Genomic DNA, 21,578 nt, shown 5'->3' with positions numbered 1-21,578 from the left:
TTGCCCGCCGCCACCGACAGATTTTGAGGTAACAGATGATCAACGTAACGACCACGTCTACCCAGCACACCGCGCTGGACCTGCTTAACCTGAGCCCGGAGCAGACCGCGCTGGAGGTGAAGGATCTCAACCTGTACTACGGCAGCAAGCAGGCGTTGTTCAACGTCAACATGAAGATCCCCAAAGGGCAGGTGACCGCCTTTATCGGCCCGTCAGGCTGTGGCAAATCGACCCTGCTGCGCTGCATCAACCGGATGAACGATCTGGTGGAGATCTGCCGCATCGACGGGGAGATCCTGCTGCACGGCCACAACATCTATGACAAGAGCGTGGATGTCTCCGCCCTGCGCCGTCAGGTGGGCATGGTGTTCCAGCGCCCGAACCCGTTCCCCAAGTCTATTTACGAGAACGTGGTCTATGGTCTGCGCCTGCAGGGGATCAACGATCGCCGCACTCTGGATGAGGCCGCCGAGCGCTCCCTGCGCGGTGCGGCCCTGTGGGACGAAGTGAAGGATCGTCTGCACGACAACGCTTTCGGTCTCTCCGGGGGTCAGCAGCAGCGTCTGGTGATCGCCCGCGCCATCGCCATCGAGCCGGAAGTGTTGCTGCTCGATGAACCGACATCGGCGCTCGACCCCATCTCCACCCTCACCATCGAGGAGTTGATCAACGAGCTCAAGAGCCAGTTCACCGTGGTGATTGTGACCCACAACATGCAACAGGCTGCGCGGGTGTCGGATCAGACCGCCTTCATGTATATGGGCGAGCTTATCGAGTACTCGGATACCAACACCATCTTCACTACACCGGCCAAGAAGAAGACCGAGGATTACATCACTGGTCGCTATGGCTAAGGCGTGGTTGAGCCAGGGTTATGGATATGAACATGATGAGCAGCAATAAACAGATTACCGGTCAGTTCAACGGCTAAGGCATAATCGGAGCAATCAAGGATTATTTGTATGGACAATATGAACCTCAATAAACACATCTCCGGTCAGTTTAATGCCGAGCTAGAGAGCGTGCGCAACCAGGTGCTGGTGATGGGCGGTCTGGTGGAGCAGCAGCTCACCGACGCCATTGCGGCGATCCACGATCAGGATCTCGATGCGGCGCGCAAGATCGTGGCCAACGACCACAAGGTCAACGCGATGGAAGTGGCGATCGACGAGGAGTGCACCCGCATCATCGCCAAGCGTCAGCCGACTGCCTCCGACCTGCGACTGGTGATGGCCATCATCAAGACCATCACTGATCTGGAGCGTATTGGCGACGTGGCCGACAAGATCGCACGCATGCTGACCGACAACGCCAACAAGCCGCAGCCGCCGCTGGTGTCGCTGGAGAACATGGGCCGTCGCACCATCAAGATGCTGCACGATGTGCTCGACGCTTTCGCCCGCATGGATCTGGATGCGGCGTTGGCGGTCTACAAGGAAGATGACAAGGTAGACCGCGAGTACGAGTCCATCATCCGCGAGCTGATGACCTACATGATGGAAGATCCCCGCACTATCCCCCAGGTTCTCAACGTCCTGTGGGCGGCGCGAGCCATCGAGCGGGTCGGCGATCGCTGCCAGCACATCTGCGAGTACATCGTCTACTACGTGAAAGGCAAGGATGTGCGCCACACCAAGGCGGACGATCTGGGCACCCTGCTGGGCAAGGGCTAACCGGAAGTGAATAAAAAGGCGCGTGAAGCGCCTTTTTTGTTGCATAACTGGTCGGAGTAAGATAAAGCCCCCAACTGGCTGTTTTCTGATAGAATACTCCCCCTGTGTGAGTCCCGGATGGGCTCACGGTCCGGTCTCCCGGGCCCAGTTTGCCGTCTTGTGCTAAGGCGGGTGTAGCAATAGGTTAATCATGAGTTTTGCCGATAGTTTGTTCTTTTTAATGCTGCTGGTTGGCGGCAGTGTGTTCTTCTCCCTCTCCGAGATCTCTCTCGCCGCGTCTCGCAAAATCAAATTGCAGGTGATGGCGGATGAAGGTAATCGCCAGGCCGAAAAGGTGCTGGCCCTGCAGGCCCAGCCGGGCAACTTTTTCACCGTGGTGCAGATTGGCCTCAATACCGTCGCCATTCTGGGCGGTATCCTGGGTGAGTCTGCCCTCAACCCCGCCATCAAGGGGATTGTCTCCCAGTTCTACCAAGGGCCCTGGCTTGGCGAGATCAGCTCCGGTGCCTCCTTCGTGTTCGTCACCGGCATGTTTATCCTGATCGCTGATCTGATGCCCAAGCGTCTGGCCATGACCATGCCCGAGCAGATTGCCGTGGTGGTGGTGCGTCCCATGCTCTTCTTCGTCACCGTGTTGATGCCACTGGTGTGGGTCTTCAACGGATTGGCGAACTCCCTGTTCCGTCTGATGCGCGTCTCCACGGTGCGTAACGACGAGATCACCTCCGACGATATCTATGCGGTGATGGATGCCGGTGCCGAGGCGGGGGTTATCCAGCGCGAGGAGCATCAGCTCATCGAGAACGTGTTCGAGTTGCAGTCCCTTGGTGTCACCTCTGCCATGACGGCCCGCGAGAGCCTCATCTACTTCACCCTGCAAGAGAGTGAAGAGAGCATCAAGGCCAAGATCGCCGAACATCCCCACAACAAGTTTCTGGTCTGTGACCACAACCTCGACAGCATCAAGGGCTTTGTCGATGCCAAAGAGCTGCTGATCCGCGTTATCGGCGGCCAGAGCATCGACCTGATCGGTGGCAACCTGGTGCAGAACGTCATCATCATCCCCGATACCCTGAACCTCTATGAGGCGATGGAGTACTTCAAGAATCATCGTGGCGACTTTGCCGTGGTGATGAACGAGTACGCGCTGGTGGTGGGGATCGTCACCATGAACGACCTGATGAGCACCGTCATGGGCGAGTGGGCGACCCACGTGGTGGAAGAGCAGATCGTCCAGCGCGACGAGAACTCCTGGCTGGTGGACGGGGTCACCCCCATCTCCGACGTGATGCGCGCCTTCGATATCGAAGAGTTCCCCGAGAACCAGAACTACGAGACCATCGCCGGCTTTATCATGTACATGCTGCGCAAGATCCCCAAGCGTACTGACTCGGTCAAATACGCCGGTTACAAGTTCGAAGTGGTCGATATCGACAGTTACAAGATTGATCAGCTGCTGGTTACCCGGGTCGAACCGGCTGTGGCCGAGAAGCCAGCTCAGGAATCGTAAAAGGAGCGACATAAGAGTCATGAAGATGCAGTCTCATTCCCGTGCGCTGGCCTGTGTCGCGCTCGCCCTGGCACTGGGTGCCTGTAGTCAGAGTGCGCCGCGCAAAGCCACTGTGGCAGCCAAGCCGGTAACCCCCAAGCCTGCCGTGGTCGTCCCGCAGCCGGATCCCGATGCGGTGGTACAAAGTGGCATGGCCGAGCCGAGCCCGGTCTTTGACGAGCAGTATCACGGCCCGGATCAGGGATCGCTGGAGTCGGTGACCGCCCTGTTTGCCCGTGGCTATATCGAGTCTGCCATGCGCGAGACCATGCTGGCGGCGGTGCACAACGACTATCCGCTGCTCGGCATGCGGGATGTGCGGTTGACCGATCCGGTCTCCAAATTCCTCACCTCCGAGCATGCGGCCACCACGGCCCATGACTACCTATATGCAGGCGTACAGCGTCGCCTCGGTCGTCCGCTCAGCCCTGCTCAATGGGAGCAGATCTGGCGCGGTTTGCCGCAGCAGGGCCGGGTCTCCGACTGGGTCAAACAGATTAAGCGAGTGCTGGCCGGGCGTTAAGTCGCCAGCGGATCAAGATTGTGATGAGGCCACCTTCGGGTGGCCTCTTGCATTTCTGCGTTTGCCTCGCCGTTTGCACGCTGATTTCTGCTGATACTGATTGCCGCCCGTGGCACTTTGCTTTATCTTGCTTTGGCCATCTAAACATCTATATGTTTTTATGGCTGCATAATGGAAGGGCTTCCCAGGATGAAGCAGGACGATCTGCAGCGATTCAGCGTGAAACCGCAGATCAACAAAACAAACAGATAAATACGCAAATAAACAACGCACATAACAAAGAGACACGACAGATGGAAACCAGGGAATTGTGGGTGCTGGATGGGGGCATGGGGCGCGAGTTGGCACGGCGGGGGGCACCGTTTCGTCAACCCGAGTGGTCGGCGCTGGCCTTGATGGAGGCGCCAGAGACGGTGCGTGACGTGCATCAGGCCTATGTGGCGAGCGGGGCCAGGGTCATCACCACCAACAGCTATGCGCTGGTGCCGTTTCATATCGGCGATGAGCGTTTCTTTGCCGACGGGGAGGGGTTGGCTGCGCTGGCTGGTCAGCTGGCCCGCGAAGTGGCTGACGAGCAGAAGGGGGCCGTGCAGGTGGCGGGTTCTCTGCCACCGCTCTTTGGCTCCTACCGTGCCGACCTGTTCAAGGCGGACAGGGTGAACGAGCTGGCCACGCCGCTTATCCGGGCGCTATCCCCTTATGTGGATATCTGGCTGGCCGAGACCATGAGCCTGATTGCCGAGCCACTGGCCCTGAAAGCGCTGCTGCCTGATGACGGCAAGCCGTTCTGGGTCTCCTTCACACTGGAAGATGAGGCGCCGGGCAACGAGCCGCGACTGCGCTCCGGCGAACAGGTGGCTGATGCGGTTAGCGCGCTGGTGGCGGCCGGAGCCGATGCCATCCTGTTCAACTGCTGTCAGCCCGAGGTGATTGAGGGGGCGCTCGAGGTGGCCAGCGCCCGATTGCAGGCGCTGGGCCGCGCTGACATTCGCCTCGGTGCCTATGCCAACGCCTTCCCGCCGCAGCCCAAAGAGGCCACCGCCAACGACGGACTGGACGAGATCCGCGCCGATCTGGGGCCGCTGGATTATCTCGGCTGGGCCGAGCGCTGGCGCGGGGCCGGGGCGAACTTGATCGGCGGTTGCTGCGGTATCGGCCCCGAGCATATTCAGGCGCTGAGCAGCCGGTTGCGCTAAGGAGCTTCCATGAAAGAGAGCAAGATCGGGCTCTGGTCCCTCACCGCGCTGGTATTCAGCTCCATGGTGGGGGCGGGGATTTTCAGCCTGCCCCAGAACATGGCCGAGGTGGCGGGGGCGCGCGCCGTGCTGATCGGCTGGGGCGTGACGGGTGTGGGCATCCTGGCGCTCGCCATGAGTTTTCTCTATCTGTCGCGACTCAGACCGGATCTCGACGGCGGCATCTACAGCTACGCCCGCGCCGGTTTTGGCGATCTGGTGGGCTTCTTCTCCGCCTGGGGGTACTGGCTCTGCGCCACCATCGGCGTGGTGGGTTATCTGGTCATTGCCTTTGCGGCGCTGGGCAGCTTCGTCGATACGCCGGAGCAGGTCTGGTTTGGTGAGGGCAACACGCTGGCAGCGTTTGTCGGCGAGTCCTGCATCCTCTGGGCGGTGCACCTGCTGGTGGCCCGCGGCGTGCAGCAGGCGGCGCTGTTCAATCTGGTGGCGACCCTGGCCAAGAGCCTGCCGCTGCTGCTGTTTATCCTGTTCGCCTGCTACTGGTTCGATCCGGTCACCTTCGCGGCGGATCAGCAGGGCAGCACCCTGGCGGTGCCGGTCTCCGAGCAGGTGCGCAACACCATGCTGATCACTCTCTGGGTCTTCACCGGTATCGAGGGGGCAGCGGTGCTGTCGGCCCGCGCCAGAAACCGGCGAGATGTGGGCACGGCCACTGTGCTTGGCGTGGTATTGGCGTTGCTGCTCTATGTGCTTATCTCGGTGCTGGCGCTCGGAATATTGAGCCGACCCGAGCTGGCGGCGCTGCCCAACCCCTCCATGGCAGGGCTGATGGCCAAGATGACCGGCTCATGGGGCAAGCTGCTCATCAGCGTCGGCCTGATCGTCTCGGTGCTTGCCTCCTACGTGAGCTGGACCCTCTTCTCCGCGGAGGTTCCGTTCAGCGCGGCTCGACACGGTGCGTTTCCCGCCATCTTCCGGCGCCAGAACCCCAACGGGACGCCTATAGCATCGCTCTGGCTCACCAGCTTGACGGTGCAGACTTGCCTGCTGCTGGTATGGCTGCTCGGCAAGGGCTACACCAGTCTGCTGCTTATATCTACCTCGATGATTTTGGTGCCTTACCTGCTGATCGGCCTGTTCTTGCTCAAGCTCTCGTTCAGCAAGAAGGGTGAGGGTGGTCAGGGCCGCGGTCTGATGCGGGCGGTGGCACTGATGTCGAGCGGTTACGGCTTCTGGCTACTCTATGCCGCCGGGGTGGAGTATCTGCTGCTGTCGTTGTTGCTCTACGGGCCGGGTCTGCTGCTGTTTCTCTACAGCCGTCGTCAGCTGGGCGCAGATCTTTGCCTGAGTGGTCGCGAGCGGCTGTTGGCCGGAGTGACCTTGCTGAGCCTGATCCCCGCCGTCTGGTCGTTCGCCCATCTCTGACATCGAAGATGTGACTGATCATAAAAGAGAGCGCCGCCGTGGCGCTCTCTTGTTATTAGGGACTGGTTATCAGGGGCTTGCTATCCGGGAGTTGTGACCCGGGGAGAAGGCTTAGCGGCTGGCAGGCCCAGCCGGTTTGCCAAACAGCACTGCGAGCTTTTGTCGCCAGGGTAGGCCACGGGCGTCGTGCAGCATGTCGCGCCACTCGTGGAAGGTGAGGGTGAGGGGATTGAAGCTGTGGATCGGCTTGGTGATGCCAAAGCGACACGGCTCGGCCGGATCTTCTTCGACAAAGGTGCCAAACAGCCGATCCCAGATGATCAACACCCCGGCAAAGTTGCGGTCTATGTACTTGGCGTTGCTGGCGTGGTGCACCCTGTGGTGGGAGGGGGTGTTGAAGACCCACTCAAGCCAGCCGAGTTTGCCCACCACCTGGGTGTGGACGAAGAACTGGAAGCCCAGACTCAGCAGCACGGTGGCGACCACCGCCTCAGGCGGGAAGCCGATGACAATCATCGGGATCCAGAACAGCCACATGCCGGAGATGGGATACATCAGGCTCTGGCGAAAGGCGGTGGAGAGATTGAGCCGCTCCGAGCTGTGATGTACCACGTGGGAAGCCCACAGCCAGCGCACATGGTGGCTGGTGAAGTGGAACAGCCAGTAGCAGAGATCCTGCAACAGGAACAGCAGCAATACGCTCCAGAAGGTGATCTCGATGTCGAACAGTCGCCAGCCCCAGAGGGTGTCATACAGATAAGCAATGGCGATGGCCGCCAGCGCATCTCCCCCTTGGTGCATCAGGGCCAGGGCGGCGTTGGCGAACAGATCCCGCCACTGGTAGGTGGCGGTGGGAAAGGCCGCGCCATGTTTGCGCAGGTAGAGCATCTCCCAGCCGATAAAGGCCAGAAAAACCGGGGAGAGGTAGAGCAGAAGCAGTTGCACATCCATATGCGGCCATCCATTCAGAGCAATTGCTCTCCAGCATAAAGGATGGCTTTAATATTTCATTAACATTTTTCTGCCAACGAAGAGATGGCATGAAATATGGCGCGGCAGCAGAGGAAGGTGCGGCGGATGGCTATGCTTGATGCAGGCTTTTTCAGGAGGTGCTGGCTTATGCGCGTCTGGTGTTGCTTGTTGCTGGGGTTGTGCATGATGGCCCAGGCCAAAACCCGTGTTGAAATTTTGGCCGATGCCAACTATCCCCCCTACTCCTGGCAGGAGGGGGAGGAGGTCAGGGGGATCTATGCCGATATTATCCGCGAGGTGACCTCTGCCATGCCTGACTATGAGGTGGTGCTCAAGCCGATGCCGTGGCGGCGCGGTCTGAGCATGGTGGAGCAGGGCAGCGCCTTCGCCATCTTTCCGCCTTACTACCAGCCCGACAGTCGCCCCTGGATGTGGCCCTACTCCCAGCCGATGCTGGATGAAGAGCTGGTGGTGATGTGCGGCGCCAGTGTGGCGGCCAATACTCCGCAGGCCAGGTTTCCGCTCGACTATCATGGTTTACGCTTTGGCATGAACGCCGGTTTTGCCGTCGGCGGTGATGCCTTTTGGCAGGCGGTAAAAGAGAAGCAGATCGACGTGGAGGAGGTGAAAAGCAATCGGGAGAACTTGCTCAAGATTGTCCGCGGCCGGGTCGATTGCACCATCAATGATCGCCTCTCCCTGCTCTATGAGTTGCTCAACATGATAAAGGCCGATCAGCTGGCGGTGGCCGATATGTCCTTGCTCAAACAGGGGCCGGTGCTCAGCAAGGAGCAGGGGTTTCTCGGCTACAGCCGCAAGGGGGAGTACCCCTACAAACAGGCCTTTATCGACCAGTTTGACAAGGAGCTCTATCAGCTCAAAAAACGTGACGGGGTGAAAGTGATCGTGGAGCGCTATTTGGGAAAGTCCCCGCGCTGAGCCGATGAGAGGGGCACTCGGGTTCAGCTGGGTTAAGCCTGCTCAGCGTGACGCACAAGAAGAGGGACCTTGCGGTCCCTCTTCGTTTATCCAGCAGAGCGTGTTGGCTACAGCACCTGACTGAGGAACTGGCGTAGACGCGGGGAGGGGGGATTGTCGAAGAAATCGGCCGGTTTTTCATCTACCAGCAGTTCGCCACTCTCCATAAAGAGCACCCGATCCGCTACCTCGCGGGCAAAGCCCATCTCGTGGGTCACCACCACCATGGTCATTCCTTCGCGGGCCAGCCCCTTCATCACATCCAGCACTTCCCCCACCATTTCGGGGTCGAGCGCACTGGTGGGTTCGTCAAACAGCATAATGCGTGGCTGCATGGCGAGTGCCCGGGCGATGGCCACCCGCTGTTGCTGACCGCCGGAGAGTTGGGAGGGATAGCTGGCCGCTTTCACCGACAGCCCCACTTTCAGCAGCAGCGCCTTGGCTCTGTCTTCGGCCTCACGGCGCGACAGGCCACGCACCTTCTGCGGAGCGAGGCAGATGTTATCCAGCACCGTCAGGTGGGGGAAGAGGTTGAAGGACTGGAACACCATGCCCACCTCTTCCCGCAGCTTGTTGACATCGCCCGGCTCTGTCAGGCAGATGCCGTCCACCACGATATTGCCGTCGTTGATGGTCTCCAGCTGGTTGAGGGTGCGCAGGAAGGTCGATTTGCCCGAGCCGCTGGGGCCGACGATCACCACCACTTCCCCTTCGGCCACCTCGGTGCTGACATTTTTCAGGGCGTGCACTTCGCTACCGTAGAACTTCTCTACGCCGGTCGCTTTGATGATGGGATCAGTTGCTTTTCGCATATTTCACCTCGAGACGGCGTACCAGAAAAGAGAGGGTGCCGGTGAGCACCAGATAGAGCAAGGCGACGGTAAACCACACCTCGAACGGACTGAAGGTGGAGCTCACCACCTCGCGTCCCGCCTTGGTCAGATCGGTGATGGAGATGACCGAGACCAGCGAGGAGTCCTTGATCAGGTTGATGAATTGGCCTGCCAGCGGTGGCAGTACCCGCTTGAACGCCTGCGGCAGAATGACATAGCGCATGGTCTGGGCCGAGGTCATTCCCAGGCTGCGGCCCGCCTCCATCTGCCCCTTGTGGATGGAGCTGATACCGGCGCGGACGATCTCCGCCACATAGGCGCCGGTAAAGACCGCCAGCGCGGCGACCCCGGCGGTGAAGCGGTCGAGGTTCAGCACGGTGCCGATAAAGAAGTAGACGATGAAGATCTGTACCAGCAGCGGCGTGCCGCGGATGAGCTCAACGTAGGTGACCGCCAGATTGCGCAGGGCGGGATTGGGGGAGAGGCGCGCCAGCCCGGCCAGGGTACCGAGCAGGATGGCGAAGATGCCTGCCACCAGCGAGAGCTTGACGGTGACCCAGACGCCCCAGGCGATGGGGCCTGCGGTCCAGCTCAGTTGGGTGTCGAGGGTATCGCCACGAAAAACGGTATCCCCTTCGGCGACTTGTACGCCGGTACTGGCGATGGCTTGCCGCACGTTGGGGTCGAGATCGTCTTGCAGGAACAGCTTGCCCTTCTCGGCCTCGCTTGTACCTGCAATCACGGTGCCGTCAAATTCGGCGAGATTCTTCTGCTCCGCCTGATAAGCGATGTATTGGGGAATGCGTTCCCAGCGCCAGGTGTAATCCACAGACTGGACAGCCTTGTAGATGCCGAATACGGCAACCAGCAGCATCAGCAGGAAAACCCCATGCCAGAGTAGCTGATTGGGCTGTTTTTCCATCTGTCTTGTCGGTTTGGGTGTGTGCACAGTCACAACCTCTTCTCGTTATTGTGTGGGGAGCTGCGTGGTGCAGGGGCGGCATGTGCCGCCCCCAAGAGGTTATTTGAGCTGATTCAGCCAGGCGTTGGATTCGAACCACTTCTTGTAGAGACGGTCGTAGCTGCCATCGCCCTTGATCTGGCGAAGGTAGTTGTTGAACCAGTTGAGGGTGTCCTGATCCCCTTTGCGGATGGCCCAGGCCAGCGGCTCGAAGGTGAACGGCTTGTCGAGGTGCACCACGGCGCCCTGATTCTGGGAGGCGAAAATAGCGTTGTAGGGCAGGTCATAGACGAACGCATCGACCTTGCCGTTGATCACCTCCAGCTTGGCGTCATCCTGGGTTTCAAACTGCAGCAGGGTGGCTTTGGGGATCAGGCGCTTGACTGCCTGCTCGCCGGTGGTGCCGAGCTTGACCGCGATCTTGTATTTCGGGTCGTTGAGGTCGGTGAAGGATTTGATTTCGCCCGCCTTCTCTTTACGCAGGACTATGGTCTGGCCGACCACGATGTAGGGATCGGCAAAGTTGACCCGCAGGTTGCGCTGGGGAGTGACGGTCATGCCGCCCATGATGACGTCGAACTTGTTGGTCAGGAGTGCCGGAATGATGCCATCCCAGGCGGTGTTGACGAACTCGACCTTCACGCCCATCTCTTTGGCGACCATCTTGGCGAGATCCACATCAAAGCCGATGTATTGGCCCTGCTTGTTGGTCATCTCGAAGGGTTGATAGCCGGCATCAAAGCCGACTCGCAGCACGCCGCGTTCGAGCACGGCATCCAGGGTGGAGGTAGGGGCTGGGGTCGGGGCCGCCGTGGCGATCCCGCAAAACAGCAGGGTAGAAAGAATCAGTTTTTTGATCATAAGTGACGTCTCTGTCGGTGGTGTGTTCGGCCTTGAACCTGATCCCGTGCGACTCCGTGGCACAAGAGACTGCTGCATCCGGCAACAGGCAAGACAGGATGAATGTCTTGAGCGGGACAAAAGCCCCATATGAGATGCTATGAATAGTGGTTGAGTGAAAAATGTACCAAAAACAGATTGTGTCAGAAGACTCAACAGGTTAGAGACATTTATTGCTCATGGCTTCATTCATAAAATCACACGAAAACAACATATCTATCTAATGGGGTGGGTTCAAGCCCAAATTATCCCCAAGACATTTTGTTACAAAGCCTGGGTGTCGCTTGCGGCTCTTATTGAGTTGCTGGGCTCCGTAAGAGGCTTTTTATGGGGCTAATGCGGATACGTATTGGTGGGATATCACACGCATTGCTCTGTTTGTCAGCAAACGAACGGGCTTTATTGTGAAAACCATCAAGTCGCACTGGGTCTTGGCAAACGCTTCTCATATACTCAGTTACCCTCTCTGCATGGCTTTGGTATGGACGCCTCACTACTGCTTAAGCTGGATATTTTTACCTTGATGATCATGGCCTTGTGTGGCTATTGTCTCGGTTTCCTCACTCTCACCATCATCCGCGTTACCCACAACGATATTCCCGGCGTCGGGGTCTGGTGGTGGTCCAGTCTGTTTGCCATGCTGGGTCAGGCGGGATTTGCCAGTCTGCTGCTGACACCCACCCCCTATGGCTCCTGGGTGGGCAATGTCTTCCTGATTTTTCATGTGTCGTTATTGCTGGTCGCCCAACGCTGTTTCTTCCGTCAATCGCCGGGCTGGCCTGTCTGCTGGGGATTCATCCTGCTGTTTGCCGCCGTCATGACCTGGTCGGTCGCCATCGATGGCCGGATTGCGGTGCGGGTGATGATCAGCAGCGCCACCTTCCTCATGCTCAGTTCGCTCATCATCTGGCAGCTCTGGCGTCACGGTCGACCCGATTATCAGGTGGCGGTCTGGGTGCTGATTGGCCTCAATCTGGTGCTGATCGCCATGACCCTGATGCGGATGTTTACCGTGTGGGGCGAGGTGATCGAAAGCCCGTTCCAGCGTCAGCTGTTCAACGTGTTGCCCTATGTCTCCATGCTGGTGGGTAGCTCCATGCTCACCTTCGGGGTGCTGCTGCTCTGCAACCAGCACCGGGCGCTGGAGCTGCGCTATCAGGCCAGTCATGACCCGCTGACCGGGTTACTCAATCGCCGTGGTTTTATGGAGCGTCTGGCCCGGGGACGCCCTGCACAGCAGGGGGCGCTGGTGGTGCTTGATCTGGATGACTTCAAGCAGATCAACGATCGGCATGGTCATGAGGTGGGGGATCGGGTGCTGGAGCGGGTCGGGTTGGCACTGCGCGAGCTGGAGGGCGTATTGGCCAGTCGCTTCGGGGGCGAGGAGTTTGTGCTGCTGTTTCGCCATGCCACCGCAGAGGAGGCGATCGCCCGTTGTCAGTCACTGCGGGTTCAGCTTGCGGCCAGCGAGGTAGAGGGGATCCATATCACCGTCAGCATGGGTATTGCTCACTGGCAGGGGGAGTGGCACTTTGACAGCCTGTTCAGCCGTGCGGATGACGCTCTCTATCGGGCCAAGCGGGAAGGAAAGAACCGGGTCTGTCAGGCTGCCTGATGCAGGAATAGGTTCAGGAATAAAATCAGGGCGAGGTGATCCGCGCCCTGGCTGTTTCTGTTTGCCGGATATAGCTTGTCAGCTGCCACCCGCTAATCTGCATTCGCTTGAGCGGCTCTCGGTGCCTGCGCCTTGAGGAAGGGGAGCAGCAGCAGAGCCGAGACGCCCGCCGCCACCGAGATCACCACGAAGAAGCCGTTCCAGTGCCAGATCTCCATCACCTTGGCCAGCGGATAGCCCGACAGCGCTGCTCCCATATAGGCAAAGAGGCCGACAAAGCCGGTGGCCGCCCCCGCCGAGTTTTTGTGGGAGCACTCCGCCGCCGCCATGCCGATCAGCATCTGGGGGCCAAACACGAAAAAGCCGATGGTAAAGAAGCAGGCCGCCTGCATCACATAGCTGAAGAAGGGCATCAGCCAGAGCGACCCCACCGCCAGCAGGATCCCCACCGCAAAGATGAGGTTCATCGGGCCACGGTTGCCGTTGAACAGCTTGTCCGATCCCCAGCCCGCCACCAGCGCACCGATAAAGCCTCCCACCTCGAACATGGAGATGGCCGAGTTGGCGCTCATCAGATTGAAGCCGCGCTGCTCGGTCATGTAGAGATTGCCCCAGTCGTTGATGGCGGTGCGCACCACATAGACCAGCACGTAGCAGCAGGCGAGCAACCAGATATAGGGGTTGCCCAGCACATATTTGCGCAAGATCTGGCGATGGGAGAGCCCCGCATCCTGGGTCTGCTGGGCAAGCTCCATGGCGTCCTTGCGCCACTCGCCTACTGTCGGCAGCCCCATGGCGCTCGGGGTATCCCGCAGCCGCCAGCAGAGGAACAACCCCGCAAGGATGGCGATAAGGCCGGGCACTATCATGCCGTAGCGCCAGCCATGTTGCAGGGCGATGGTGCTGACGATAAGGGGAATGAGCGCCCCGCCGACGTTATGGGCGGTGTTCCAGGCCGACCACCAGACCCCGCGCTCGGTACGCGAATACCAGCTTGTGAGCAGCTTGGAGCAGGGGGGCCAGCCCCAGCCCTGGAAGAAGGCGTTGGCGACCCAGAGGGCGGCAAACATCCAGAGTGCCGACGAGAGGCCGAACAGGATATTGATAACGCCGGTGGCCATCAGTCCGACACCCATAAAGTAGCGCGGGTTGGCGCGGTCACTGATGATGCCGGAGAAGAACTTGGAGCAGCCGTAGGTGATGTAGAACAGGGTCCAGAGCATGCCGATGTCGGACTTGTCCAGCATGCCGCTCGCCAGCATGTCCGGCATGGCGAAGTTGAAACTCTTGCGAGTGAAGTAGAAGACCGCGTAGCCCAGATACATGGTCAGCAGCAGGTGCAGCCGCCAGTGGCGATAGGTGGCGTCGATCTCGCCCTGATCCCGGATAAGGGGCCGGGGCGGCGCGCTTCTCATAAAACTCAGCACAGGCAGGCCCTCTGGTGGTGATTAGCCATGACTCTCTTCCCGTCTGCGACTGGGCAGGTTGACCGTCAGCTGGGTGCCGTGGATGCAGGAGAGTTGCAGACTGCCTCCGAGGGCCTGTACCCGTTCGCGAATGCCGAGCAGGCCATAGCCCTGTTGCGGGCGGCTTTCAGGCAGACCGCGGCCATCATCTTCCAGTACCAGTTGCAACAGCTCGCCGCTGGCCCGGGCGCGAATGGTGACCGAGTGGGCGTTGGCATGTTTGACCACGTTGTTGAGCCCCTCCTGACAGACCCGAAACAGGGTGACCCGCTGGGCATCGGAGAGATCGCCATCTGCCAGTTGCCACACCAGCCGGGTGACGATGCCGTGACGCTCCAGCTCCAGCTCTCTGAGCAGTGCCCGTACCGCCTGTTCCAGAGTCATGTCGTCGAGCTGGCGCGGGCGCAGCCGCCCGAGCAGACCGCGCACAGCGTCATAGATCCCGAGCGACAGTGTGTCGATCAGGGCGCTGCTCTGGCCCACCCCGGCATTATCGGGGGCAAGGCGGCGCACGATCCCTGCCTGGGTACGAATGGCTGTGATGGTCTGGCCGATGTCGTCGTGCAGCTCGCGCGCCACCTCCTTGCGGATGCTCTCCTCGGTCTCCAGCAGCCGCTCAGTGAGTTGGCGATTGTGGGCAAGCTGGCGGGTCAGCGCCTGATTGAGCTCGCGCTGGCGCTGGATCCCGGCACCCAGCAGCAGGCCGGTGAGGCTCTGGGCCAGCAGGGAGAGCAGCAGATCGAGGGGGTGGTCATGCCAGGCTTGGCTCGCCAGCAGGGCGATGGTGTTCATCAGGGTGGCGAGCAGCGCCCCCTGCCAGCCGTAGCGCCACGCCATGGCGATGATGGGGATGGCCAGACAAAACGGGGTAAAGCGTACCAGCGAGTTGGGCAACCCCAGTTGCAGCCAGAGGCTCAGCACGAACAGCAGCAGATACCAGACCAGATGGCGAAAACGCCACTCCACCGGCTGATCCACCAACGCAGGCCCCAGCGGCACCCAGGTGGCGCGGGTGAGGTAGTGCCAGATCAGCATGCAGGTGGAGGTCAGCGTCAGCCCGCCGGTCAGGCTGAGCAGCAGGGCCGAAAGGCCATCTTCCCCCGCCAGATACCAGAGCAGGGCTTGCAGCAGCGCAGCTGCCGTGACGGTGGCGAGCAGCAGCAACAGTTGTTGCCAGTCGTTGCGCACCTGCTGGCGGCGGGCAATCAGCAGCGGTATCAGGGTCAGCAGACTGCCCGCGACCAGCCACGGCCAGTGGGGTAGCCCCACTTCCAGATTGAGCCAGTAGAGCAGCAGCCCTTCGCACAACAACAGCGGCGGCCAGTAGTGGCCCGGGCTTTGCAGCAGCAAGCCGAGGCGCAGGCCGAAGGGGAACAGCAGCACCGCCAGCGCCGGGCCGCCCGCCAGATGCAGGCTGATGCTCCAGAGACAAAACCAGCCGGCGGCAAAGATGAAACAGGCCGCCAGCGCGATGGCGACATAGCTGGCAAAACGGGAGATCACCAGCTATCCAGCATGCGGTGGGCCAGCTCGACGTTGTTGCTGACCTTGAGCTTGTCCATCAGATTGGCGCGATGGACGTGAACCGTCTTGGGGGAGAGGCCAAGCTGCTCGGCGATGGCCTTCACCTCCAGCCCCTGTGCCAGCAACTGGGCAATCTCCCGCTCCCGATTGGTGAGGGGATCCCGGCTGCTGCTGGCCAGTTTCTGGGCGATGTCCGGCGTCAGATAACACCCACCCAGGGCGGCGGTGCGCACGGCAGCGATCAGCTCGTCCGGACTGCAGCGTTTGGAGAGAAAACCCTTGGCGCCGGTCTGCAGCGCCTGCTCGATGAGGGCAGGGCTGTCATGCACCGAGAGCATCACCACCGCAAGGCCGGAGGGGAGCTGCTTGAGCAGATCCAGCCCCGATTGGTCGGGCATCGAGATGTCGCAGACGCAGACGCGCGCCCCGCTGCCGGGCAGGCCGGCAAGGGCGTCGCTGGCGGAGCCGAATTCGGCGACCACCTGCAGGTCGGGCTCCAGATTGAGCAGTTGGGCAAAACCGGATCGGACGATCTGGTGATCGTCGATGAGGGCAATTTTTATCATGATGTCAGCCTGAAATTCGGTGCGTCATGACCATGACGCGGCCAACAAGATACCTGCCCCCCGAGTCAGGCTCAAGCAGCAGCAGGAAAAGGGGCTAAAAACCGGGGGGCAAGGTGTGTAAAGCTTGATCGGGATCAGCTGGCAAGGGCGAGCAAGCGGGCTGATCAACAGGGGGATGACCAGCCCGGGGGACTCAGCGGTGCAGCTCGCCGGCGCGCTCCGGCTGATAGACCACTTCCAGAATTTCGACCTCGATGGTGCGACCGGCCGGGCCCGGCCAGGCGATGCTGTCGCCCACTTTCAGACCGAGCAGGGCGCTGCCCACCGGCGCCAGTACCGAGATGTTGCTCTCGTCGCCCTTGGCATCGCGCGGGTAGACCAGGGTGAGGCAGAACTCGTTGCCGCTGCTCTGCATCTTGAAGCGTACCTTGCTGTTCATGGTGACCACGTCCGGCGGCATGTCGGCCGGTTCACGGATCTCGGCGCGGTCCAGCTCCTCTTGCAGGGCCAGATGCTGCGGGTGGTTGCCGAGCAGTTGTTCGATTCGGTCCAGATCAAGGCTGGAGATAACCAGATGAGGTTGTTTCATAAGATATTCCTTATCAAAAGCGGATAGGCCCAGACCGGCGGGCGCAGGTTGGCCATTACACTGGGTGTTACAAAAATGGATTCAACAGGTTCAATCGATAGAAAATGCCATGCCCCCAAACGACTCGCGGCCGAAGGAGCGAGGCGGGGGCTCACCAGGGTGTGAGCAAATGCGAAGAAATAGCGAGTATTTTCATAGGCCTACCATAACCATTCTGGTCAGTCTTGGCAACCGCGATTGAGTGACTACTCAGGAGCCTGATAATTGTACTGGCGGATGATCCGCGTGAGCGAGCCATCACGGCGCATCTCGTCTATCACGGCTTGCCAGCGCTGCGCCTGTTTGAAGGGGAAATCCTTGTGGGCAGCCAGATAAAACTGGGTGCGCATCAGGGTTTCTCCTCTCATCAGCCGCTCGGTTGAGAGTCCGGCAAGCTGCTGGTTGTAGAGAATGGCATTCCATGCGCCGACCCAGGCATCGATGCGGCCCCGATGCAACTTCTGGGCATTGAGCTCTTCGGTGGCTACGGTGTCACTCTCAAGCTGGAGCCGCTGTCTGAGTAGATGCTGGCCGAAGGAGTAACGCAGAGTGCCGGTCTGCAGCGGAGGGAGGTCCGTTACTTTCAGTGGTGCGGGACGAAAGCGACGATCGCTAACGATGACGAAGTCATCCTCCAGTAGCGGTGTGATCCAGTAGTAGAGGTGTTCCCGTCGGGAGCTACGTACCGGCGGGATCAGCAGCACATCCTTGCGGTGAATAGCTTGGGTAAGAGCCCGAGCCAGTGGCATCAACTCGATAGTGAGCGGTTCTTTGAGGCGTCGGGCGGCCTCTTCCATGATTTCGATGGCCATGCCGCTTGGTGCCCCCTGCTGGGAGCGGATGGCATAGGGGGGCAACTCGGCCGCTACCAGCACAATAGCCTGGGCACTGGTGTTCACCAGCAACAACAGCAGGGCAAAAAAGGGCAGGCAGAGAGCGCGCATCAAGGTCGTGAGCCAGAGTCGAATATGCAGAGTGTAACATTCCTGCCTGCGTTGTCGTTGTGCCCGCTGAGAGGTTGGGATCTCAGTCGAAGAAATCCCGCAGATCGCGCATTTCGTAATCAGCGAGTTGCTGCCAGGGGAGCTGGGCAGGCAGCTTGCGCAGGGTCACCTCCATCCGGTAGCTGCGATAGCCGTCGAGACTGGCCGATTCGACCACCAGCGGGAGCTGCCACTGACTCGACCAGAGAATGCGGGTTCGTTGCTGCCCTTCGCGTTTTTCATACCAGCGGGCCTGCTCTGGAGCGGCCTCATCCAGCGGGGTCATTCCCTCGATCAGCGCCGGGTTGACGAGATGGCGGATCCGCGGCCAGTCGGGCTTGAAGGCCACCTGGCCATACTCTTCCACCGGCACCTCAACCAGCTGGTTGTGCCAGCTGTCGGCATAGCGCAGCTGAATTTCACCCTCATCACTGCGACTGACCCAGCGGGCCGCCATCTGGTGGGTAAAGTGCTTGTGGCCGGGCGTGGCGTCGTGAGTGGCGTGATAGGCACGGGCAAGGGGGAGGGGAATGAGCCGCTGGCTCCACACCTGATTGCCCACCCGCAACCACTTCTCTTGCCAGACACGCTCTCTGGCGATGCCATCGCTGCCGGTGTTCCGGTCGTGATAGCTGATCCGGGCGGCGAGATCCGGGGGCGTGTCGTCAGCATGCAGGGGGAAGGCGAAGGTGCTGCCAAGCAGCCATAACGAAAGCAAAAGTCGCATCATCATCTGTCGCTCGAAAGAGCCGGGGCCCGGGCCGCTGAGTCAATTGCTCAGATGCACCCTGGCCCCTGCTGCTTACAGGCCGAGCGCCTCCCGCAGTTTGCCAAACACCTTGGTGTTATCGAGTGTGCCCTTGAAGCGGTTGCTGCCGGCGCCATCGGCAAACAGCATCACATCGCCGCCGCCGTGGGTTTCCGATGTCAGTTTGACGCCGGTCTCCTGCAGATACTCATTAGCCATCACCTGATCGCTGGTGAGGACGGAACGCACATCGGGGCGGTTGGGGCCGTTACCGAACACCAGGGTGGTGAAGGGCTTGCCATCCACGTCGTTCTGGGTCGAGCCGTCGCCATTTTTCACCAGATCCAGCACCGGATTGCCCTTGGCGGAGTAGCCGTTAATGGTCATGGTGTGGTCATGGTCGGCGGTGACCACGATCAGGGTATTGTTGAGGTCCACTTTACCCAGCGCCGTCTTGACCGCCTCATCCAGAGCCACTGCGTCGGTGAGCGAGCGCTTGGCATTGGTGCCGTGCAGGGCGTGATCGATACGGCCACCCTCTACCATCAGGAAGTAACCCTGGCTGTTCTGGCTCAGCAGGTCGATCGCCTTGGCGGTCATTTCGGAGAGGGAAGGCTGGGTATTGGCAGCCCCTTTGGCGACCCGATCCAGCTCGTAGTCGAGGTGGGATTTGCTGCTGAACAGACCGAGCACCTTGCCGCTGGTGACCTTGTCCAGTTCACTTTGGGTGGTGACATAGCTGTATCCCTGCGCCTTCATCTCCGCGGTCAGGTCGCGGTTGTCATTGCGACCGCCCTTGTTGCTGGCGCTGTAGGGGGTCCAGTGGTTGGCACCACCGCCCATCAGCACATCGACCCCATCCTTGAGGGCACTGTTATAGCCAGCGCCCCCAGGAACGGCCTGTGCGGCGATGTCATAAGCGGCATCCCGATGGCAGATGTGGGCGTAGGTAGCCGCCGGGGTCGCGTGGGTCAGCTCGGTAGTTGTGACGGCCCCGACCGATTTGCCTGCCGCCTTGGCCAGCTCCAGGATGGTGGGCACCGGCTTGCCGTTATCGCTGCTGCAATTGTTGACGGTTTTGTTGCCATTGACGTCTTTGCCGGGGGCAACGGCTTTGGTGTCGCTGCTCATGGCGATCACCTCGTTGTTCATCTTGACCCCGGTGGTGTAGGCCGCCATGGAGGGGGCCGAGTCGGTGGTCTGGGCATCGTTGGAGAAGGTCTTGATGCGGGCACTGCGCGGCAGTTTCATCATCTCCAGATTGCCCTCTTCCCCCACCTTGAACAGGCGGGTGGCGGTGAGCACGGTGGGGCCCATGCCATCACCGATAAAGAGAATGACGTTTTTGGCATCACCGGCTTGTGCCTGGGAGGTTGCGCCCAGCGCACTGAACAGGGCGGCGCAGACCAGCGTGTGCTTGATGGATGTGTTCATCTGTTTGCTCATGAAAGTGCTCCTTACAGCTTGGCCGCAGCCTTGATCTTGCCGAACACGGCGGTGTTATCGAGTGAGCCATGGAAGCTGTCAGCCCCCTTGCCGATGGCGCCGAGGAAGACATCGGTGCCGCCGTGGGTCTCGTTGCCGATCTCGCCCACCTTGACCACCACTTCCTGGTGGTAGTCATTGGCGGAGACGGTGGCATCGTCGAGCGGGGCGACGCTGCTGCGCGGGCCATCTACCCGGTTGTAGCCGTTGCCAAAACCTATGATGGTGTAGGGCATGCCCTCGCTATCCTTGCTTGGCTCGCCAGTCTCGTAGTTCTTCACCAGCCCGAGTACGCCGGGGTTGTCGGCGGTGGTCTTGCCGGTGCGCTTGGCATAGCCGTTGAGAACGAGCGTATGGTCGTGGTCGGCGGTGACCACGATCAGGGTGTTTTTCAGCTCGGGGTCGCTCTTTTTTACCTCGTCGATGGCGGCCTTGATGGCGTTGTCGAAGGCGATGGTGTCCTGCAGCGCCCGCTTGGCGTTGGTGTCGTGCAGGGCGTGGTCGATGCGACCCCCTTCCACCATCAGGAAGTAACCCTTCTCTTTGCCCTTGAGCTGCTTGATGGCGGCCAGGGTCATCTGGGCCAGTGACGGCTCGCTGGCGGGACGGTCCAGGTCATATTTCATGTGGCTGGAACCAAACAGACCCAGCAGTGGCTTGCCCGCCTCGGCCTTGTTCAGCTCATCCAGATTGCTGGCAAACTGGTAGCCCTTGGCCTGCATTTCGCTGATGAGGTTGCGGCCATCCTCCCGCTTGCCCTTGTCGGCTTTGGGCAGGAAGAAACTGCTGCCGCCACCGAGCACCACATCCAGCCCCTCCTTGAGGGCGCTGTTGTAGCCTTTGCCGCCCGGTACCAGCTGGGCAGCGATATCCGCTTCCAGATCCCGGTTGCAGATATGGGCATAGGTAGCCGCCGGGGTGGCGTGGGTTACCCGGGTGCTGGTTACCACACCGGTACCGCGGCCATCGGCTTTGGCCAGCTCCAGCAGGGTAGTCACCGGCTTGCCGGCGCTCTTGCTGCAGTCACTCTCATAGGTGGCGTCGCCGTCCATGCTGATGACGCCGTTGTTGCTCTTGACCCCGGTCATGTAGGCCGCCATGGAGGGGGCCGAGTCAGTGACCTGGGCATCGTGGGAGAAGGTCTTGATAAAGGCCGTCTCTGGCAGGGTATCGATGGTGAGATCACCCTCTTCGCCGATACCGTAGATGCGGGCCGCCGTCAGGGTGTTGAGGCCCATGCCGTCACCGAGGAAGAAGATGACGTTGGTGGGTTGGGTTGCGGGCTTGGTCGCCACCGTGTCATTGTCTGATTTGCAGCCGGCAGCCAGGGCGGCGCCGATCATCACTGCAAGTCCTGCCATTTTTCTCATTGGGGTTCGCTCCTTGTAAAACCTGAGCGCAGCCTAGAGGGGGCAGATGACACTTTTACTGACTATCGGTGACGGTTGTGTGAAAAAGTGATGAAAATGTTACACTATATCAAAGTGTTATCTATCAATTGAGCCGGTTGGTCCGGTCGCTTCCGGCAAGGTTGCTCCGCCTCGGCGGTTTGC

Annotated in this window: 20 protein-coding genes; 8 read left to right on the top strand and 12 right to left on the bottom strand. The window is 60.3% G+C overall.

The genetic code is table 11. The features are described from left to right. The first annotated feature begins 35 nt into the window (after positions 1-35). The 6 genes from pstB (at position 36) to G5367_RS08575 (ending at position 6,366) form a co-directional block, all read left to right on the top strand. Positions 36-854 (top strand): phosphate ABC transporter ATP-binding protein PstB, encoded by an 819-nt coding sequence (gene pstB, locus G5367_RS08600; protein ID WP_216954080.1) that lies wholly within the window; start codon positions 36-38, stop codon positions 852-854. A 108-nt stretch (positions 855-962) separates the two neighbouring features. After that, positions 963-1,673 carry a phosphate signaling complex protein PhoU gene (phoU, locus tag G5367_RS08595; RefSeq protein WP_005334097.1) on the top strand — a complete coding sequence of 237 codons (711 nt, stop codon included), beginning with the start codon at positions 963-965 and terminating at the stop codon, positions 1,671-1,673. Between the two features lie 190 nt (positions 1,674-1,863). Continuing rightward, on the top strand, positions 1,864-3,183 hold the full coding sequence (locus tag G5367_RS08590; RefSeq protein ID WP_005334094.1) for a hemolysin family protein: 1,320 nt from the start codon (positions 1,864-1,866) through the stop codon (positions 3,181-3,183). A gap of 19 nt (positions 3,184-3,202) precedes the next feature. Beyond that, complete coding sequence (locus tag G5367_RS08585) at positions 3,203-3,745, top strand: hypothetical protein (protein ID WP_041202118.1); 543 nt, start codon at positions 3,203-3,205, stop codon at positions 3,743-3,745. Between the two features lie 293 nt (positions 3,746-4,038). Beyond that, entirely contained in the window at positions 4,039-4,941 is a 903-nt protein-coding gene (locus tag G5367_RS08580; RefSeq protein ID WP_421235707.1) for a homocysteine S-methyltransferase family protein, read from the top strand. A gap of 9 nt (positions 4,942-4,950) precedes the next feature. Next, positions 4,951-6,366, top strand: coding sequence for a basic amino acid/polyamine antiporter (locus tag G5367_RS08575; protein ID WP_421243980.1), 1,416 nt, complete (start codon positions 4,951-4,953; stop codon positions 6,364-6,366). A 111-nt stretch (positions 6,367-6,477) separates the two neighbouring features. Here the strand turns inward: G5367_RS08575 and G5367_RS08570 are convergent, their stop codons facing one another. After that, positions 6,478-7,317, bottom strand: a complete 840-nt coding sequence (locus G5367_RS08570; protein WP_421243979.1) for a sterol desaturase family protein — start codon at positions 7,315-7,317, stop codon at positions 6,478-6,480. A 168-nt stretch (positions 7,318-7,485) separates the two neighbouring features. On the opposite strand from G5367_RS08570, the gene G5367_RS08565 reads away from it, so the two are divergent. Next, positions 7,486-8,277, top strand: a complete 792-nt coding sequence (locus tag G5367_RS08565) for a substrate-binding periplasmic protein (RefSeq protein WP_216979056.1) — start codon at positions 7,486-7,488, stop codon at positions 8,275-8,277. 107 nt (positions 8,278-8,384) lie between these two features. Here G5367_RS08565 and G5367_RS08560 read toward each other — a convergent pair whose 3' ends face one another. The 3 genes from G5367_RS08560 to G5367_RS08550 form a co-directional block, all read right to left on the bottom strand. Beyond that, positions 8,385-9,128, bottom strand: coding sequence for an amino acid ABC transporter ATP-binding protein (locus G5367_RS08560; protein WP_158113263.1), 744 nt, complete (start codon positions 9,126-9,128; stop codon positions 8,385-8,387). Then, the gene (locus G5367_RS08555; RefSeq protein WP_421243978.1) at positions 9,112-10,071 is read right to left on the bottom strand and encodes an amino acid ABC transporter permease; all 960 of its coding nucleotides are present in this window, start codon (positions 10,069-10,071) and stop codon (positions 9,112-9,114) included. The genes G5367_RS08560 and G5367_RS08555 overlap by 17 nt, the downstream gene beginning before the upstream one ends. 99 nt (positions 10,072-10,170) lie before the next feature. Further along, a complete protein-coding gene (locus tag G5367_RS08550) occupies positions 10,171-10,971 on the bottom strand; it encodes a transporter substrate-binding domain-containing protein (RefSeq protein WP_005334079.1) in 801 nt (266 codons plus the stop codon). Between the two features lie 520 nt (positions 10,972-11,491). Here G5367_RS08550 and G5367_RS08545 point away from each other — a divergent pair. Continuing rightward, positions 11,492-12,625: a GGDEF domain-containing protein gene (locus G5367_RS08545; RefSeq protein ID WP_139494541.1), complete on the top strand. Its 1,134-nt coding sequence runs from the start codon at positions 11,492-11,494 to the stop codon at positions 12,623-12,625. 92 nt (positions 12,626-12,717) lie between these two features. On the opposite strand, the gene G5367_RS08540 is transcribed toward G5367_RS08545, so the two are convergent. The 8 genes from G5367_RS08540 to G5367_RS08505 all read right to left on the bottom strand — a co-directional run bounded on the left by G5367_RS08540 (position 12,718) and on the right by G5367_RS08505 (position 21,395). Beyond that, positions 12,718-14,052, bottom strand: coding sequence for an MFS transporter (locus G5367_RS08540; RefSeq protein ID WP_421243977.1), 1,335 nt, complete (start codon positions 14,050-14,052; stop codon positions 12,718-12,720). Positions 14,053-14,073: 21 nt separating this feature from the next. Then, the gene (gene uhpB / locus G5367_RS08535; protein ID WP_421243976.1) at positions 14,074-15,594 is read right to left on the bottom strand and encodes a signal transduction histidine-protein kinase/phosphatase UhpB; all 1,521 of its coding nucleotides are present in this window, start codon (positions 15,592-15,594) and stop codon (positions 14,074-14,076) included. Further along, complete coding sequence (gene uhpA, locus G5367_RS08530; RefSeq protein WP_224967934.1) at positions 15,591-16,181, bottom strand: transcriptional regulator UhpA; 591 nt, start codon at positions 16,179-16,181, stop codon at positions 15,591-15,593. Before uhpA ends, uhpB begins: the two co-directional genes overlap by 4 nt. A 193-nt stretch (positions 16,182-16,374) precedes the next feature. Then, entirely contained in the window at positions 16,375-16,770 is a 396-nt protein-coding gene (gene rnk / locus G5367_RS08525; protein WP_005334070.1) for a nucleoside diphosphate kinase regulator, read from the bottom strand. 245 nt (positions 16,771-17,015) lie between these two features. Beyond that, positions 17,016-17,753, bottom strand: coding sequence for a substrate-binding periplasmic protein (locus tag G5367_RS08520; protein ID WP_216979052.1), 738 nt, complete (start codon positions 17,751-17,753; stop codon positions 17,016-17,018). 82 nt (positions 17,754-17,835) lie between these two features. Beyond that, a complete protein-coding gene (locus G5367_RS08515) occupies positions 17,836-18,522 on the bottom strand; it encodes a hypothetical protein (RefSeq protein WP_421294179.1) in 687 nt (228 codons plus the stop codon). A gap of 72 nt (positions 18,523-18,594) precedes the next feature. Then, positions 18,595-19,986: an alkaline phosphatase gene (locus tag G5367_RS08510; protein ID WP_421243975.1), complete on the bottom strand. Its 1,392-nt coding sequence runs from the start codon at positions 19,984-19,986 to the stop codon at positions 18,595-18,597. An 11-nt stretch (positions 19,987-19,997) separates the two neighbouring features. After that, on the bottom strand, positions 19,998-21,395 hold the full coding sequence (locus tag G5367_RS08505; protein WP_421243974.1) for an alkaline phosphatase: 1,398 nt from the start codon (positions 21,393-21,395) through the stop codon (positions 19,998-20,000). Positions 21,396-21,578: the final 183 nt, after the last annotated feature.

The sequence above is a fragment of the Aeromonas sp. 604282 genome (assembly GCF_049170575.1).
Lineage (GTDB): Bacteria > Pseudomonadota > Gammaproteobacteria > Enterobacterales > Aeromonadaceae > Aeromonas > Aeromonas veronii_A.
The sequence above is the reverse complement of the archived record's forward strand: the minus strand, read 5'-3'. Positions and strand labels throughout refer to the sequence as shown.

Excerpts from the sequence above, each read along its gene's own strand:
- rnk (WP_005334070.1), bottom strand. The coding sequence starts at position 16,770 with ATGAAACAACCTCATCTGGTTATCTCCAGCCTTGATCTGGACCGAATC.
- G5367_RS08520 (WP_216979052.1), bottom strand. The coding sequence starts at position 17,753 with ATGCGCGCTCTCTGCCTGCCCTTTTTTGCCCTGCTGTTGTTGCTGGTG.
- G5367_RS08575 (WP_421243980.1), top strand. The coding sequence starts at position 4,951 with ATGAAAGAGAGCAAGATCGGGCTCTGGTCCCTCACCGCGCTGGTATTC.
- G5367_RS08515 (WP_421294179.1), bottom strand. The coding sequence starts at position 18,522 with ATGATGCGACTTTTGCTTTCGTTATGGCTGCTTGGCAGCACCTTCGCC.
- G5367_RS08570 (WP_421243979.1), bottom strand. The coding sequence starts at position 7,317 with ATGGATGTGCAACTGCTTCTGCTCTACCTCTCCCCGGTTTTTCTGGCC.
- G5367_RS08510 (WP_421243975.1), bottom strand. The coding sequence starts at position 19,986 with ATGAGCAAACAGATGAACACATCCATCAAGCACACGCTGGTCTGCGCC.
- G5367_RS08560 (WP_158113263.1), bottom strand. The coding sequence starts at position 9,128 with ATGCGAAAAGCAACTGATCCCATCATCAAAGCGACCGGCGTAGAGAAG.
- phoU (WP_005334097.1), top strand. The coding sequence starts at position 963 with ATGGACAATATGAACCTCAATAAACACATCTCCGGTCAGTTTAATGCC.
- G5367_RS08590 (WP_005334094.1), top strand. The coding sequence starts at position 1,864 with ATGAGTTTTGCCGATAGTTTGTTCTTTTTAATGCTGCTGGTTGGCGGC.
- pstB (WP_216954080.1), top strand. The coding sequence starts at position 36 with ATGATCAACGTAACGACCACGTCTACCCAGCACACCGCGCTGGACCTG.
- G5367_RS08505 (WP_421243974.1), bottom strand. The coding sequence starts at position 21,395 with ATGAGAAAAATGGCAGGACTTGCAGTGATGATCGGCGCCGCCCTGGCT.
- G5367_RS08585 (WP_041202118.1), top strand. The coding sequence starts at position 3,203 with ATGAAGATGCAGTCTCATTCCCGTGCGCTGGCCTGTGTCGCGCTCGCC.
- uhpA (WP_224967934.1), bottom strand. The coding sequence starts at position 16,181 with ATGATAAAAATTGCCCTCATCGACGATCACCAGATCGTCCGATCCGGT.
- G5367_RS08580 (WP_421235707.1), top strand. The coding sequence starts at position 4,039 with ATGGAAACCAGGGAATTGTGGGTGCTGGATGGGGGCATGGGGCGCGAG.
- G5367_RS08550 (WP_005334079.1), bottom strand. The coding sequence starts at position 10,971 with ATGATCAAAAAACTGATTCTTTCTACCCTGCTGTTTTGCGGGATCGCC.
- G5367_RS08555 (WP_421243978.1), bottom strand. The coding sequence starts at position 10,071 with ATGGAAAAACAGCCCAATCAGCTACTCTGGCATGGGGTTTTCCTGCTG.
- G5367_RS08565 (WP_216979056.1), top strand. The coding sequence starts at position 7,486 with ATGCGCGTCTGGTGTTGCTTGTTGCTGGGGTTGTGCATGATGGCCCAG.
- G5367_RS08545 (WP_139494541.1), top strand. The coding sequence starts at position 11,492 with ATGGACGCCTCACTACTGCTTAAGCTGGATATTTTTACCTTGATGATC.